Annotated in this window: 13 protein-coding genes; 3 read left to right on the top strand and 10 right to left on the bottom strand. The window is 74.5% G+C overall.

Features of this window, described 5'->3' with window-relative positions:
- Positions 1 to 137: 137 nt before the first annotated feature.
- Positions 138 to 911, bottom strand: coding sequence for an RDD family protein (locus ACIQVZ_RS32965; RefSeq protein WP_350881158.1), 774 nt, complete (start codon positions 909 to 911; stop codon positions 138 to 140).
- A 128-nt stretch (positions 912 to 1,039) separates the two neighbouring features.
- Positions 1,040 to 2,647, bottom strand: a complete 1,608-nt coding sequence (locus ACIQVZ_RS32960) for an RDD family protein (protein WP_402455028.1) — start codon at positions 2,645 to 2,647, stop codon at positions 1,040 to 1,042.
- A 443-nt stretch (positions 2,648 to 3,090) separates the two neighbouring features.
- Here ACIQVZ_RS32960 and ACIQVZ_RS32955 point away from each other — a divergent pair, with 443 nt between their 5' ends.
- The gene (locus ACIQVZ_RS32955; RefSeq protein WP_063349195.1) at positions 3,091 to 3,507 is read left to right on the top strand and encodes an SsgA family sporulation/cell division regulator; all 417 of its coding nucleotides are present in this window, start codon (positions 3,091 to 3,093) and stop codon (positions 3,505 to 3,507) included.
- Between the two features lie 161 nt (positions 3,508 to 3,668).
- Here ACIQVZ_RS32955 and ACIQVZ_RS32950 read toward each other — a convergent pair whose 3' ends face one another.
- The 4 genes from ACIQVZ_RS32950 to ACIQVZ_RS32935 all read right to left on the bottom strand — a co-directional run bounded on the left by ACIQVZ_RS32950 (position 3,669) and on the right by ACIQVZ_RS32935 (position 9,398).
- Positions 3,669 to 5,069 (bottom strand): glycosyltransferase 87 family protein, encoded by a 1,401-nt coding sequence (locus ACIQVZ_RS32950; protein ID WP_402455026.1) that lies wholly within the window; start codon positions 5,067 to 5,069, stop codon positions 3,669 to 3,671.
- 199 nt (positions 5,070 to 5,268) lie between these two features.
- Positions 5,269 to 6,903 carry a cellulose binding domain-containing protein gene (locus ACIQVZ_RS32945; protein WP_402455024.1) on the bottom strand — a complete coding sequence of 545 codons (1,635 nt, stop codon included), beginning with the start codon at positions 6,901 to 6,903 and terminating at the stop codon, positions 5,269 to 5,271.
- Positions 6,904 to 7,263: 360 nt separating this feature from the next.
- The gene (locus tag ACIQVZ_RS32940; RefSeq protein ID WP_402455039.1) at positions 7,264 to 8,679 is read right to left on the bottom strand and encodes a sensor histidine kinase; all 1,416 of its coding nucleotides are present in this window, start codon (positions 8,677 to 8,679) and stop codon (positions 7,264 to 7,266) included.
- 17 nt (positions 8,680 to 8,696) lie between these two features.
- On the bottom strand, positions 8,697 to 9,398 hold the full coding sequence (locus ACIQVZ_RS32935) for a response regulator transcription factor (RefSeq protein WP_402455021.1): 702 nt from the start codon (positions 9,396 to 9,398) through the stop codon (positions 8,697 to 8,699).
- A 144-nt stretch (positions 9,399 to 9,542) separates the two neighbouring features.
- Here ACIQVZ_RS32935 and ACIQVZ_RS32930 point away from each other — a divergent pair, with 144 nt between their 5' ends.
- Positions 9,543 to 10,100, top strand: coding sequence for a hypothetical protein (locus tag ACIQVZ_RS32930; protein WP_402455018.1), 558 nt, complete (start codon positions 9,543 to 9,545; stop codon positions 10,098 to 10,100).
- A gap of 7 nt (positions 10,101 to 10,107) precedes the next feature.
- Here the strand turns inward: ACIQVZ_RS32930 and ACIQVZ_RS32925 are convergent, their stop codons facing one another.
- The gene (locus ACIQVZ_RS32925) at positions 10,108 to 10,638 is read right to left on the bottom strand and encodes a VOC family protein (RefSeq protein ID WP_402455015.1); all 531 of its coding nucleotides are present in this window, start codon (positions 10,636 to 10,638) and stop codon (positions 10,108 to 10,110) included.
- A gap of 203 nt (positions 10,639 to 10,841) precedes the next feature.
- Here ACIQVZ_RS32925 and ACIQVZ_RS32920 point away from each other — a divergent pair, with 203 nt between their 5' ends.
- Entirely contained in the window at positions 10,842 to 11,402 is a 561-nt protein-coding gene (locus ACIQVZ_RS32920) for an Lrp/AsnC family transcriptional regulator (RefSeq protein ID WP_350881144.1), read from the top strand.
- A 33-nt stretch (positions 11,403 to 11,435) separates the two neighbouring features.
- On the opposite strand, the gene ACIQVZ_RS32915 is transcribed toward ACIQVZ_RS32920, so the two are convergent.
- The 3 genes from ACIQVZ_RS32915 to ACIQVZ_RS32905 all read right to left on the bottom strand — a co-directional run bounded on the left by ACIQVZ_RS32915 (position 11,436) and on the right by ACIQVZ_RS32905 (position 15,142).
- Complete coding sequence (locus ACIQVZ_RS32915) at positions 11,436 to 12,242, bottom strand: S16 family serine protease (protein ID WP_350881142.1); 807 nt, start codon at positions 12,240 to 12,242, stop codon at positions 11,436 to 11,438.
- 35 nt (positions 12,243 to 12,277) lie between these two features.
- Positions 12,278 to 12,928, bottom strand: a complete 651-nt coding sequence (locus ACIQVZ_RS32910; RefSeq protein WP_350881140.1) for a helix-turn-helix domain-containing protein — start codon at positions 12,926 to 12,928, stop codon at positions 12,278 to 12,280.
- Positions 12,929 to 13,309: 381 nt separating this feature from the next.
- On the bottom strand, positions 13,310 to 15,142 hold the full coding sequence (locus ACIQVZ_RS32905) for a DEAD/DEAH box helicase (protein ID WP_402455036.1): 1,833 nt from the start codon (positions 15,140 to 15,142) through the stop codon (positions 13,310 to 13,312).
- Positions 15,143 to 15,358 lie beyond the last annotated feature (216 nt).

The following is a 15,358-nucleotide window of genomic DNA, read 5'->3' as shown; positions in this document are numbered from 1 at the left end:
GACAGCTACCTCGCAGGCCTCCACCTCCGTGGCGCGATGATCTGGATCAAGGACCTCACCCGGACCCGTTGATCACGACCGAATACGCGCCCTAGCAACGCCAGTCCGCCGCCGGGCGTCGCAGCCCGCTCGTCCGGTCAGTCGGTGGTCACCACCACGGTCTTCGCGGCCTTGTCGTGGATGCACTGCCGGTAGGGCTTGTCGAAGACGCCGAACATCCCGTCGATGATCCACCAGAAGGCGGCGCAGCAGATCACGGCGGGGAGGATGTAGACGGCCGCGCGGGTCCAGGCGGCGCTCTGGGTGGGCTTGTTGCCGTCGATCAGCATGGCGACGCGGACGTGCATCGCCTTCTTGCCGAGGGTCTGGCCGTCCCGGCCGAGCATCACGCCCTCGTAGAGGAGGTAGATGCCGCAGCCGAGCCAGAACGCGCCGACCTCGCCGGAGCGGTTGCTGAAGTCGGCGAAGGGGGCCACCACGATCACGGCGACGGCCTGGACGAGGAGGTAGTCGATCAGTCGGGCGATGATGCGCCTCGGCCAGCTGCCGATCGGCGGCATGCCGGGGACGGGCCCGGCGCCGGGGGTTCCGTAGCCGGTGGGGCCGTAGCCGGGCGGGGGCTGGTCGTAGGGGTTCTGGCCGTAGGGGCTGCCGCCGGGCGGGCTCTGACCGCCGGTCGGGCCGCCGTAGGTGCCGCCGTACGCGCCAGGGCCGCCGGACGGGGTGCCGGAGGTGCCGTCGGACGGGCCGCCGGCGGGCGGCGGGGCGGACGGCGGGTTCGGGTCCGACGGCGGGTTCGGGTCCGACGGCCGGTCTTCCGGCGTGCCGCCGCCCGGCTGCGGGGGCTGCTTGTCGAAGGAGGGCTGGCCGCCCCCCTCCGGCTGGGAGCCTGAGGGGTCGTGAGTGCTCATCCGTCGAGTAGAACATCACACATTCTCGCCGTTTGGGACATTCTGTCCGTTTTGCCGCCAGGGCCGGACGGCGCCTCCACTCCGGATGACGCCTCCGCGCCGGGCGCCGGCCGCCACACCGGGAGGCCTCAGCCGCGGACCACCCGGGTGCGGGCGGCCCGGTCCTGCCAGCCACGCCGGGCCGGGCGGTCGAACACGGGCCAGACCAGGCCGACGAGCAGCAGCAGGCCGAGCTGCCTCACGGCCCATCGGAGCAGCGAGCGGCCGAGGCTCAGCCTGGTCCGGGCGGCGGGGGCGGCGGCGTCCGCCACCCGGATCCGGGCCAGCCGCTTGCCGAAGGTCTGGCCGGTCCGGGCGGTCGGCAGCACCTCGTAGAGCAGGCTGACGAAGAGCAGGATGCCGAGCAGGACCGCGACCTTGCCCAGCACCACGTCGTCCACCAGCCAGACCTGGACCTGGCGCCGGGTGAGGGAACTGGCCATCCGGGCCTGGTCGAGCTTCTGCTGGAGGTGCTCGGACGCCGAGCGACCGAGCGGGATTCCGGCGGCGACGGCGACCACGAGGAGTACGACGGTGTCCACGGCGCGCGCGGCCAGCCGACGTCCGAGTCCGGCGGGCGTCGCGGAGGCGGGCACGGTGGGCGCAGGCGCCGTCGGGGCGTGCCCTCGCCGCGCGACGGCCTCCCGGGCCGGGCGTACGACCGGCAGCGACCCGGCGGGCGCGGCAGGCGCGGGGGGTCGGCCCTGGGCCCGGACCGGAACCACTCCGGCGGCGACCGGAGCCGGGGCCGGGGCCGGTACGGCGGGCTCGGACGCGGGCTCGACGGCGTGCCCGGCCCCGCGCACAGCCGCCGGGACGGGCGACGCGACGGGCGACGGCGCCTCCCGCACCGCCACCGCCGCCGGGACGGTCGCGGGCGCTCCGGAGGCGGCGGCCACCTCCACCCCGACCGAAGGCCGGACCGGAACAGCAACCGAAGCGCGGACCTCCCTCGCGCGCCCCTCCTCCCCGTCGGGCGCCCCCGAAAGCACCCCCCAGGAGACCCGGTTCGGCTCGTCTCCCGCCTCCATCAGCCCCCGCTGCGCCCGCGGAACGACCTGCCAGCCGGGCTCCTCCGCCTCGCCCTGACCTGCCGCACCCCCGACCGCCGAAACCCCGACCGCCGAAACCTCGACCACCGGCTCGCCAAGGACCGCTTCGCCCAGGATCGCCTCACCGAAGACCGCCTCACCGAAGACCGGCACCTCAACCGCTGCCATCTCCAGTCCGGGCGTCTCAGGGTTCTCGGACGCCTCCGGCTCCCCGACCGTCCGGAACACCGGCCCGCCGATCACCTCCGCCGCCCGCGACCCGAGGACGAACTTCGCCCCGCCCGTGGTCTGGTCGAAGTACACCGGCCCGGTGTCCCCGCCCCCGGCCCCGCCGCGCGCGGTCCGGCCCCAGGACGGCTCCGGGACCGCCGCCTCCGGGACCGCCGTCTCCGGAACGGCCGCCTCCGGCACCGCCGGTGGCGGCACCGCCCGCGCCGTCCCCGCCGCGCCGGCGGCGGGCCGCCGGGACGCGAACCGGGGCGGATCCAGCACCTCACCCTCGGCGGGTGCGAGCCGGCTGGTGCCCGGCACCCAGGCCGAGCCGCCCCAGTACCGGACGAAGCCGGGGATGGAGGGGTCGGGGTAGTAGCCCGGCTCGGGTCCGACGGCCGAGTCGCCGGCGCCGGCGAAGGGGCGGTCCGTCATGGGGGTCTTCTCTCCTGGCGGGTCCTGGCGGGGCCGACACGGCACGCCCGCCCGGCGCACCCGCGAGCCGCCCGGCGCGCGTGGGTGGGGGCACCGCTGGTAGGCGGACAGTCGCCGGACAGTCACAAAGGGTAGTGCCTCGTCGCGGTGCCGACGGAAAGTTGGTCAATCACCGGACAGCGGAGGGCCCTCCGGGGTAAAGGCGGCCGATCCGTCCCGGCGCGCGGCGGGCGTCCGCGCGCCGCGCACCCCACCGGTCACCACCCCTCGTCTCGCCACCCCTCATCCCGCCCGCCTCGTCTCGTCTCGCCTCGTCTCGCCGCCCCTCGTCGAACTTCCCGAAGAAATCCCGGAAACGTGTGTAAGAGCCGGCGTGGACCGCCCTCTCAAAGGTCACCGGGCCCGGAACCGGGCCGGAACCCGAGGCAGAGAGGAAGACGATCATGGAGCGCCCCACCAGCGTGGTCGAGCACGAACTGGAGCTGAACCTGGTGCTCTCCCCCGAGCACAGCGTCCCCGTCCCGGCCCGGCTGTCCTACGGCAGCCACGACCCGTACGCGGTGCACATCACCTTCCACCTGGACACCGGCTCCCCGGTGACCTGGGTGTTCGCCCGCGAGCTGCTGGTCGAGGGCACCTTCCGGCCGTGCGGCCAGGGCGACGTGCGGATCTGGCCGACCCGCTCGGGTCGGCGGAGCGTGCTCTGCCTGGCGCTGAGCTCCCCGGCCGGCGACGCCCTGCTGGAGGCGCCGCTGCCGGTCGTCGCGGCCTGGCTGGAGCGGGCCCACCGGCTGGTCCCGCCGGGCAGCGAGATGGCCGCGCTGGACATGGACGGCTCGCTCGCGGACCTGCTTGCGTGAGCACGCGCCCGACCACCAGCGCGCACACGACCACCAGCGCTCGCCCAACCACCAGCGCGCACACGACCACCGGCACGCGCACGACCTCGACCGGGCACACGGCCTCGGCCACCCGCCCGGCCGGGACCGCGCGACGCGACGGGAGCCGCGCCCCCGCCGGCTCAGCGGGCCGCGGGGGCCTGCTGACGGCCGCGGGTGGCGTCCGGGCCACCGCCGTCGCGCTGTCCGGGCAGCCGGACCAGCGGTGCGCCGGCGGAGCGTCGCCTGGCCCTTATCCGGATGGCGGCGGCGAGCAGGAAGCAGAGCCCGACCCACGGATAGACCGAGGTCGGCAGCTGGCGCAGCGGCCCCATGTGGAGGACGGCCGGGCCCAGCGGCTTGGCGGCCCACATCGCGAAGGAGAGGAAGGCGACCAGCGTCGCCCAGAAGGCGGCCCGCCAACGCAGCCGGCGGACGCCGACCGGGCGGGCGTGCTCGACGGAGGCCTCGGTGGCGAGCAGGACGAGCACCGGCACGCACCAGACCCAGTGGTGGGTCCAGCTGATCGGTGAGATCAGCACGGCGGTGACGGCCGCGCAGCAGACGCCCCAGGCCTCGGCCCGGGGCAGCCAGCGGGCGCTGCGGTGGGCCCAGGCGGCGACGGCGAGGCCGGCCACCGCGACCAGGCCGGCCGCGAGGGTGGCGAGGGTGCCGGGGTCGGCGGTGTGCAGCAGCCGGGCGAGGGCGCCGCGCAGCGACTGGTTGTCGACGATCTCGGTCTTGCCGACCCGGGAGGAGTCGTAGAGGTACTTGGTCCAGAAGCCCCAGGTGGCGTCGGGCAGGGCGACGGCGCCGATCAGAAAGGTGCCGAGGAAGGTGAGGCCGGCCACGAAGGCGGCCCGGACCCGGCCGGTGATCAGCAGGTAGACGGCGAACAGGCCGGGGGTGAGCTTGAGGCCGGCGGCGATGCCGATCGCCATGCCCTTGCTGCGGCGGGCGTCCGAACGGGTGAGGTCCCAGAGGATCAGGCAGGCGAGCGCGAGGTTGATCTGGCCGTACCGGAGCGTGGTGAAGACGGGTTCGAGCCAGACGCCGAGGCCGGTGACCAGGATGACGCCGATCGGCCGCAGTTCGCGGCGCGGCCAGCCGACCAGCTTGAAGGACAGGTGGGTCAGCAGGGCGAGCAGCCCGAGGTTGCCGAGAGTGATCGCCACCCGGAGGAACGGAATCGGGAACCAGGTGGTGGGCACGAACAGCATGGCCGCGAACGGGGGGTAGGTCGCGGGCAGGTTCCACTCGGTGACGCGCAGTGCGTACAGGTCGGTGCCGTTGGCCACGGCGGCGCCCTCGGCCCGGTAGACGATCATGTCGACCATCGAGGTGTTCACGAAGTGGCGGACCACCGCGTACACGACCAGGGACAGGAGCGCCACGGCCGAGGCGGCCAGCAGCGGTCGGCGGGGGGCCTCGCGCAACGCGCGGACGGGGGCGCCGAGCGCGGTCCGCAGCCGGTCCGACAGGGGGGCGGGCGCGGGGTCGGGTGCGGTCCGCACCGGGCTGCGCTCGTCTTGCACCGCTGTCACCAGTCCACTCCGTCCACCACTCGACCAATCGCCGACGATACCGGATGCGGACCGACCGGGCCTGGGCACGACCAGTCACACAGCGTGACGAGCTGGCCCCGACCGGCCGTACTCCGTTGCGGGCGGAGCACGGACGGCCGGGGCCGCCGGGGGAAGGGCTGCGAGGCCCTGAGCCCCAGGGGCTCAGCGGCCCCGCACCTCAGCCCGTGTAGGCGCCGAGGGCCCGGGTGAAGTCCAGCGGCTGCTGGACGATGCTGCTGCAGCTGGCATCGGCGTAGGCCTTGGCCCCGCCGTCGCAGGCCTTGTCGCGGGTGCCGGACCACATGGCCAGCCAGGCGAGGTGCCTGGACGCCGCGAAGTCGGCGAGCTGCTTGGCGTCGGCGACGGTGAAGACCTCGCTGGCGACGTCGTTGACGCCGATCATCGGGGTGACGGCGACCTTGCGCCAGGCGGCCGCGTCGTCCAGTCCGAGCACGCTCTTGACCTGGGCCTGGGTGGCGGTGGCCGCGGCGATCGCGTACTTGCCCATCTGGCCCTGCGGGTTCGGGGCGACGCCGTCGCCGAAGTCCATGGCCATGATGTTGACCGCGCCGATCGCGACGCCGTTCTTCTTCGCGTCGGCGACCAGGTCGACGCCCTCCTGGGTCAGGCCGGAGGGCAGCGCGGGCAGCGTGAAGGAGACGTCGAGCGCCTTGCCCTTGGCGGCGGCGTTCTTCTGCAGCTGGGCGATGGCCTGGGCGCGGCGGGTGTTGGCGGCGGTGTTGGCGATCGCGCCGCCCTCGACGTCGAAGTCGAGCCTGGTCAGGCCGTAGGCGTCGACGGTCTTCTGGTAGACGGCGGCCAGGTCGGCGGTGGAGCCGCAGGCGAGGGCCAGCTCGCTGCCGTTGGCGCCGCCGAAGGAGACCCGGACGTCGCCGCCGATCGCCCGCAGGGCGCCGATCTGGGCGGCCACCGCGTCGGCGGACAGGTCGCTGACGCCGCCCCACTTGGGCTGGCAGCCGCCGCCGGACACCACGAAGGCGAGGGTGTAGTTCTTGACCCCGGTGGCCTTGGCGGTGGCGACCAGGTCGTACGGCGGGTAGAGCGAGGTGTCGACGTACGGGGCGAAGCCGGCCCCGGCGCCGGCCGGGGGTACGGGCACACCGGTCGCCGTGGGGGTGGCGGTCGGGGTGGGGGTCGGAGCCGGGGTGGTCGGCTTCGCCGAGGGGGTGGCACTCGCGGTCCCCGTGGGGGAGGGGGCCGCGGTGCCGGTCCCGGTCGGCCGGGGAGTGGTCGACACCGAGCTGGTCGGCACCGAACCGGTCGACACGGGGCCGGTCGGTACCGGACTGGTCGGCGCGGTGGTGGTGGGGCGGCCCGAGGGGGTGGGCGCGGTGCCGTCACCGGCCTTGCAGGAGGTGTTGTTGATCAGGCAGTTGCCGGGCTCGGCCTGCGCGGCGCCGGCGCCCTGGGCGACGAAGCCGACCACCACGCTCTTGCCGGGCTCCAGCCGCTTGCTCCACGCCTCCGGCCTGACGGTGACGTGCTGGCCGGCGGCGGTGAAGGTGGCGTTCCACAGCGAGTCGATCTTCGCCCCGGCCGGGAGGTCGAAGCTGAGCGTCCAGTCCTCGATCGGGCCGCTGTCCGGATTGGTGACCAGGTACTGGCCGGTGTAGCCGGAGTCCCAGCTGCTGGTCCGGCTGTAGACGGCGCCGAGCGAGGCGGCGCTGGCCGAGGAGGCGAGGACGACGACACCGCCCGCGACCAGGGCGGCGGCGACCGCCGAGGCCCCGACGATCGCGCCCTTGCGGCTGCGCCTGCGGCGGCCTGGGCGGCGGTTGGGCTGGGTGGTCATGGCGCGTTACCTCCGGGGTGCCGTCGGTCGGCCGCGGTCCGGGCGCGGGTGCGTGCGGACGTCCGGGCGGCCGGCCCGGCTCGGTCGGGTGACCGGCGCGACCGACGCTAGCGGCGGCCGGGGGGCCGAACCGGGGGGCTGAGCGAGGGGAAGAACTCCCTTAGGACGCGCTTAAGGAAGATCCCGAAGCCGACAGGGAGTCAGGCGCGCACGAAGACCGGCCGCCACGGTTCCCCGGGCTTCGGCCGAGACCGAGAGAACAGCCAAGGGGGCAGCCGAAGGAGCGGTCGAGGAAGCGGCCGAGCGAACGGCCGCGGGAACAGCCGGGGAAACAGCCGGGGGAAGCGGTCGGGGAAGCGGTCACTTCTGGAACAGCGCGCCCCGGCCGCGCCGCCGCCCCGCCCGCGCGGGGGTGCCGTCCGGGCGGGTCCGCAGCCGCAGCCGGATCTCGGCGCCGCCGAGCACGGCGGAGCGGCCGAGCGCCAGGTCGCCGCCGGTGGATTCGGCGAGTTTGCGGACGATGTCGAGGCCGAGGCCGGTGGAGCCCTCGCCGCCGTGGCCCTCGCCGCGTTTGAGGGCGGCGGCCGGGTCGCTGAAGCCGGGGCCGGCGTCGCCGACCAGGACGATCACCGAGGTCTCGGTGGCGAGCACGTCCACCGAGAAGGCGGTGCCGACGGCGGTGTGCCGGAAGACGTTGCCGAGCAGCGCGTCGACGGTGGCGGCCAGGTCGGCGCGTTGGACCGGGACGGGCGTCACCTGGTCGGCGCCGGCCAGTTGCCAGCGGCGCCCCTCGTCCTCGGCCAGCGCGGACCAGAAGCCGACCCGTTCGCGGATCACCTCGGCGACGTCGCAGCCGACCGCGACGGCGGGCGCGTCCTCGGGGTCGCGGCGGGCCGAGCGGATGATCTGGTCGACCTCGCGCTCCAGTTGGGAGACCGCGTGCCGGGTGGCGTCGGCGGCGTCGCCCTCGCCGAGCGAGGCGGCGTTGAGCCGCAGCACGGTCAGCGGGGTGCGCAGCCGGTGGGACAGGTCGGCGGCCAGTTCCCGTTCGGCGGCGAGGAGTTGGACCACCCGGTCGGCCATGGTGTTGAACGCGTGGGCGGCCTCGCGCAGTTCCTCGGGGCTGCCGGCGGCCTGCTTGCCGTCCACGGGGACCCGTACGGCGAGGTTTCCGGCGCCGAGCGAGCGGGCGGCGCCGGCGAGCCGCCGGGCGGAGGCCACGATCCGGCCGCCCATCCGGTCGGCGACCAGGACCGAGATGGCGACCAGGCCGAGCGCGACGCCCGAGAGCACCAGCCAGGCGGTGGAGACGCCGCGGGTGAGGTCGCCGTCGGCGACGAACACCTCGACCACGGCGGTGCGCCCGGTGTCCACCGCGACCGGCTGGAGCAGCGCGTAGCCGCCGGGCACCTCGACGGTGAAGGAGCGGCCCTGGCCTCCGGCGGTGGACACGTCGCCGGCGGCGGCCCGGGCCTCGCCGATGGTGGGCCCGCCGGGGCCGCCCGCGCCGGGGAGCGCGTCCGGGGCGGCCGGGGCGGGCAGGTGGACCGCCATCCGGCCCTGCCCGCCGGCGTCGGTGCTGGCCAGGGCGCGGTCGATGGCGATCTGGTCGGTGGTGATGGCGAGGGCCGGGCCGAGCGCGGCGGCCTGCCGCTCGGCGGCGGTGAAGGCGTGGTCCCGGGCGGTCTGCTGGACCATCAGGCCGAGCGGGATGAGGAAGGCCAGCGCGACCATGGTGGTCCCGGCGACGGCGGCCTTGATCAGGGCCCAGCGCAGCGAGCGCCCGAACCTCCTCATGTCCGGTGCTCCGCCAGTCCCCCGGCGGCCTCCAGCCGGACCCCGACTCCCCGGACGGTGTGCAGGTAGCGGGGGCTGGAGGCGGTCTCGCCGAGCTTGCGGCGCAGCCAGGACAGGTGGACGTCGATGGTCTGGTCGCCGCCGTAGGTCTGCTGCCAGACCTCGGCCAGGATCTCCTTGCGCGGCACCACGACGCCGGGGCGCCCGGCCAGGAAGGCCAGCAGGTCGAACTCACGGCGGGTCAGGTCGAGCAGCCGCCCGTCCAGCGAGGCCTCGCGGCGCTGGAGGTCGATGGCGAGGCCGCCGACCCGCAGTACCTGGGCGACGGGGGCGGCGCCGCCGAGCCGGCGCAGCACGGCGGTCATCCGGGCGCTGAGGTGTTCCCCGGAGAAAGGTTTCACCAGGTAGTCGTCGGCGCCGTCGTTGAGCAGCCGGACGATCTCGGCCTCGTCGTCGCGGGCGGTCGAGATGATCACCGGCACATTGGTCAGGCCCCGGATCATCTTGAGTGCCTCGCTGCCGTCCAGGTCCGGCAGGCCCAGGTCGAGGATCACCAGGTCACAGCCGACCTGGGCGACCTCCCGCAGCGCCTCGAGTGCCGTGCCCACGCTGCGGACCGCGTGACCGGTGTCGGTCAGGTGCCGGATGAGGGCGGAGCGTACGAAAGGGTCGTCCTCGACCACGAGCACTGTTGCCATGGCCCTGCACGGTACGGCATCGACGGGCAGTGGTCTGTACCTCGGGGTGGCCTCGGGGCGGCCTCCGGACATTGTGCAACTCCCCTGACTAATAACGGGGCTGCCCGGCTGCGCGGGCCCGGAATACGGCAGGATGAGCGGACGATGCGGAACGGACTGGTACAGCTCGGCGCCTGGGCGGCGGCCACCGGGGCGGCGGTGGCGCTGTCCTGGCTCGGCGTGCACGCGGTGCTGACCGGCGCCGCGTTCGAGCAGCCCACGGCCCTGCCGCTGCCCTCGCCGAGAGCCGACGGCACGCCGCACACCGCGACCGTCACCCCCGACCAGCCGCGGTCGGCCACCCCGACCGGAGCCCCAACCCCACCGCCCGCCTCCCCGACCGCCGCCACGACGACGCGCGGGCCGGCCCCCGCCACCACCCTCGCCGCCGCCTCCCCGCCGGCCACCCGCCGCCCCACCCCCGCCACCACCACGGCGGTGTCCTCCGTGAAGAGCTACCCGGTGCCGGGCGGCAAGGTCGCCCTGGACATCCGCCCCGACAAGGCCTCGCTGGTCTCCGCCACCCCCGACCCGGGCTGGCAGATGCAGGTGTGGAACGGCGACCAGTGGATGCGGGTGGACTTCACCAAGGGCGAGCAGGCCAACTCGGTCTTCGTCTACTGGAACGGCCACCCGCCGGTGGTCGAGACGGCCGTCCGCTGAGCCCCCGTCACCAGGTCTCGATCGGCAGGTAGCCCGGCAGGTACGGCCCGGCGTAGCCGGACCGGTCGACCAGGGTGTGCCTGGTCCCGCCCGGCACCCCGATCGTCGCGAGCACCACCGCGCCGAAGCGGTCCCGCGCCTCGTACGGCTCGGCCAGCGACAGGGCGCCCCGGTCCACCGCGTAGTCGTAGGCGTAGAAGACGTCCGGCACGCTCACCGCGAGGTCCAGCACCCCGTCGCCGTGCCGGGCCAGGTGCGCGGCCAGCTCCCGGCCGCGCGGGCCGATCACCTGGACCAGCGAGGTGAGCACGATCCTGGTCCCGGGCGCGTCCAGCACGTACGAGACCGTCTCCGGCTCCCCGGTCTCCGGCCCGGCGTACGCGGTACAGCGCAGTCCGAGCGCGGCGGTGTAGCGGCGGGCGGCCCGCTCGGCGTCGCCGACCGCGAAGACCACCGCGTCGGCGCGGCCCATCGGGAGGGGGTCGGACTCTCCGGGCCCTGCGGCGAGCAGGACGGGTTCGGCGGCGGTGTCGGTCATGACGGCCCTCCCGGTAGGTGTGCGGACCACGGCGGGTGCGACCGTGCGCCGGGGTGGGGCCCGGCGCACGGCGTTGTGGCTGGAGGGTGGCGCCGAGCCGACCGGCGCGCAACTGTTCCGTTTCCTCCTGGTCAAGCTGCGCGCCGGGGCGGGAGAATCGGCGGCGCCGCTGTACAGAATGCCCACCGGAGGACGGAGCCGCGATGCCCCCCGCCCAGTCCCCGAGCTCCCCCGGCTCGCCCAACTCCCCTGCCCCGCCGGGTGCTTCGGCCGCCCCCGGGACGGGCGGCGGGAACGACTCGATCGACGCGCTGGACGGCCGGCTGATCCGGCTGCTCGCCGAGGAGCCCCGGATCGGGGTGCTGGAGTGCTCGCGCCGGCTCCAGGTCGCCCGGGGCACCGTGCAGGCCCGGCTGGACCGGTTGCAGGCCAAGGGGGTGATCGGCGGCTTCGGCCCGGAGGTCGACCCGGCGGCGCTCGGCTACCCGGTGACGGCCTTCGCCACCCTGGAGATCTCGCAGGGCCAGGGCGCCGACGTCCGGACGCACCTGGCGAACGTGCCGGAGGTGCTGGAACTGCACACCATCACCGGGGCCGGGGACATGATGGTGCGGATCGTGGCCCGTTCCAACGCCGATCTGCAACGGGTGATCGACCGGGTGGTGGGCTTCGACGGGATCGTCCGCTCGGCCACCGCGATCGCGCTGGAGAACCCGGTGCCGTACCGCATCCTGCCGCTGGTGGACCAGGCCGCCGCCGAGTAGGGCCCACGCCCGACGGCAGCGGCCGCGTCCCGGTCAGCAGCTGGGGACGCTGCCGCCGCTCTTCAGCGCCTCCAGTGCCGAGACCGCCTCGCCGAGCGTGCCGACCGGCACCAGGCGCAGTGTCTTGGGCGTGTTGACCTTGGCGTCCGTGCACTCGTCCTTGGGCAGCAGGAACACCGTCGCGCCGTCCCGGGCGGCCGCCTGGGTCTTGAGCGGGACGCCGCCGACCGCGCCGACGACTCCGTGGTCGTCGATGGTGCCGGTGCCCGCGATCGTGAGCCCGCCGGTGAGGTCGCCGCCCTTGCCGTCGCCGGCGAGCTTGTCGATGATGCCCAGCGCCAGCATCTGCCCGGCGCTCGGGCCGCCGACGTCGCCCAGGTCGACCTTCACCTTGACCTGGTCCGGCGAGAGGTGGAGGTAGCCGAGCGCGGCGGCGGTGGCACTGTCCTGCGACTCGGCCATCTGCTGGGCGGTCTGCTCCTCGGCCTTGGCCGGGTTGCCCGGCTGGTAGACCGTGTCGGTCGGGCGTACCGCCTCGCCCTGGTCGAACCAGGCCTGGAGCGCGCGCCAGAAGGTGGTCTTCTCCCCCGGGTTGGTGGCCGAGATGGTGACCATCCGCAGCTCGCCCTCGGTGGTGCGCAGCGGCGCCCCGGTCACGGTGAGGACCGGCTTGTCCTTGTACGTGCCGAGGGTGTCCGCGGTCAGGCCCGGCCAGGTCAGCGTGTACGGCAGCGGGACGAAGGCGGCCACGCCGAACAGCGCGGCGACCAGCACGCCGCAGAGCGTGAGCGCGCGGGTCCGCGGGGAGGTGAGGGCCTTGGGCAGCTTGGTGTCGGACACAAGGGGAATCCAAACACACCGGGGCCCGTACCGGCCTACCGCAGCGCGTCGGCCACCTCGGTCGCCGCCTCCACCACCCGGGGGCCGACCCGCTCGGGGACCAGCCCGTTCAGCATCACCACGCCGACGCTGCCCTCGATGCCGCTCAGTCCGATCAGCGCGGCGGCCGCGCCGCAGGCCCCGGACTGCTCCTCCGCACGGGTGATGACGAAGCCCTGCTCCGGCCGGCGCTGGCTGGGGAAGGTGCGCGCCTCCAGGATGGCCCGGCCGGCGGCGCTCTCGCCGAGCGGGTGGCGCAGCCCGGTGCGGTAGGCGACGTGGAAGTCGGTCCAGCTCGGCTCGACCACGGCGACGGCCAGCGCCTCGTTGCCGTCCACCAGGGTGAGGTGGGCGGTGGCGCCGAGGTCCTCGGCCAGGCTGCGCAGGGCCGGCAGCGCGGCCTCGCGCAGCAGCGGGTGCACCCGGTGGGCCAGGCGCAGGACGCCCAGGCCGACCCGGGCGCGGCCGCCGATGTCCCGGCGGACCAGGCCGTGCTGTTCCAGGGTGGCCAGCAGCCGGTAGACGACGGTGCGGTTGACGGCCAGTCGGGCGGCCAGCTCGGTGACGGTGAGCCCGCGCTCGGAGTCGGCGAGGAGTTTGAGGACCCGGACGCCACGGTCCAGGGTCTGGGAGGTCTCGGCAGTCACGACGGGCATCCTTTCCGCGGCGCTCGCGGGGGCAGGCGGCGCCGGACCGGGTTCGGTGTCGCGCGCAGGTGGGGTGGCCGCGCTCGGACCGCTCGCGGTGTCGTCCTTGACGTGCGTGCGGTCCTGCGGCGCCCGTCCTGTGGGGGTTGCCCGGTGGAAGAGCGTGGGGGAAAGGTAGTGAAGGAAATGTCGTGACGGAAGTGGTTGTCCAAAATTCGGGCGTGATCGACTTCAACAGCGCGAATGAACCGGGACAAATGCCCGCATTTCTCCGGGCCCGTCAGCGCGTCGGTCCGGCCGCGCTCCGGAGTCCGGACACGCGGGAGCGGGGCGGCCGGCGCGCTCCCGCGCGCCGTACCGTTCCCTCTCCTGGTTCCGCGGCTACTTCGCCCACTCGCGGATCTTGGCGATCCGCGCCTTCAGCTGGTTGGCGGTGGCCTGCGCGGTCAGCGGGCCGCCGCACTGGCGGCGCAGCTCGTTGTGGACGGTGCCGTGCGGCTGGTCGGTGCGGTGGTGCCAGGCGGCCACCAGCGCGTTCAGCTCCTTGCGCAGCTCCCGGAGTTCCTGGTGGGTGACGACCGGCCGCTGCTCGGCCGGCAGCTCCAGCAGGTCGGCCTCCTCGGCGGGCTTGCCCTTGCTGCGCTGGATCTGCCGGTGCTGGCGCTTCTGCAGCAGCATCTGCACCTGGTCCGGCTCCAGCAGGCCCGGGATGCCGAGGTAGTCGTCCTCCTCCTCGCTCCCCGGGTGGGCCTGCATGCCGAACTCCATGGAGTTGTACAGCACCCGGTCGAAGACCGCGTCGGAGCCGATCGCCTCGTAGGAGAACTCGTCGCCGCCGGCGCCGTCCGGCCCGTCGTCGGCCCGCTCGGCCTCGGCGAGCAGCCGGTCCTCCTCGTCGAAGAGGCCCTCGCCCTCCTTCTTCGGCCGGTCCAGCACGTGGTCGCGCTGGACCTCCATCTCGTTGGCGAAGCCGAGCAGCGTCGGGATGGTGGGCAGGAACACCGAGGCGGTCTCGCCGCGCTTGCGGGCTCGCACGAAGCGGCCGACGGCCTGGGCGAAGAACAGCGGGGTGGAGATCGAGGTGGCGTACACCCCGACGCACAGCCGGGGCACGTCGACGCCTTCGGACACCATCCGGACCGCGACCATCCAGCGCGAGTCCCCGGCCGCGTAGTCGGAGATCCGCTGGGAGGCCTCGGTCTCGTCGGAGAGCACCACGGTGGCCTTCTCGCCGGAGATCTCGCGCAGGATCTTGGCGTAGGCCCGCGCGGTGTTCTGGTCGGTGGCGATGACCAGCCCGCCGGCGTCCGGGATCGCCTTGCGGACCTCGGACAGCCGCCGGTCGGCGGCCTGCAGCACGGACGGGATCCACTCGCCCTGCGGGGCCAGCGCGGTGCGCCAGGCCTGGGCGATCAGGTCCTTGGTCATCGGCTCGCCGAGCCGGGCCTCCAGCTCGTCACCGGACTTGGTGCGCCAGCGCATGTTGCCGCTGTAGCTGAGGAAGATCACCGGGCGGACGACGTGGTCGGCGAGCGCGTGCCCGTAGCCGTAGGTGTAGTCGGCGACGGACTTGCGGATGCCGTCGCCGCCGGCCTCGTACTGGACGAACGGGATCGGGTTGGTGTCGGAGCGGAACGGCGTCCCGGTCAGCGCCAGCCGGCGGGTGGCCGGCTCGAAGGCCTCGAAGCAGGCCTCGCCCCAGGACTTGGAGTCGCCGGCGTGGTGGATCTCGTCCATGATCACGAGGGTCTTGCGCCCCTCGGTCCGGTTGCGGTGCAGCATCGGGTTGACCCCGACGCCCGCGTAGGTGACCACGATGCCGTGATAGTCCCGGGAGAGCGGGCCGGAGGAGTAGGCCGGGTCGAGCCGGATGCCTATGCGTGCGGCGGCCTCGGCCCACTGCTTCTTCAGGTGCTCGGTCGGCGCGACGACGGTCACCTGCTGCACCAGGTGGTTGTGCAGCAGGTACGAGGCCAGGGTGAGCGCGAAGGTGGTCTTACCGGCGCCCGGGGTGGCGACCGCGAGGAAGTCGCGCGGCTGCGTCTCGATGTACCTGTCCAGCGCGCCCTGCTGCCAGGCCCGCAGCTTGCCCGCGGTGCCCCAGGGGGCGCGGCCGGGGAAGGCCGGCGAGAGGTGGTGCGAGGCGGCGGACGCGGCGGGTCCGGCGCCCCGGGCGGGCGCCTGCGGCTCCGGCACGTCGGAGAACAGCGGCATCGAGGAGGCGGCGGCAGTACTCACGGTCTCCGAGGGGGGATCATCGCAGGTCAGGGGCGGTTTCTCAGCCCCGGCCCACGGAAGGGCGGCGATCGGACAACCCGCCCAGCGTACCGGCCCGGCGCCGTCGGGGCGGCCAGGCGAGGCGACGCGCCGGGCCCGGGCGGCCGGAAATCGACGTGACCCGGATCACATCCGATCAGTTCCGAAACCGAG

Source organism: Kitasatospora sp. NPDC098663, from assembly GCF_044760075.1.
Classification (GTDB): domain Bacteria; phylum Actinomycetota; class Actinomycetes; order Streptomycetales; family Streptomycetaceae; genus Kitasatospora.
This window is presented reverse-complemented; position numbering and strand designations above follow the sequence as displayed.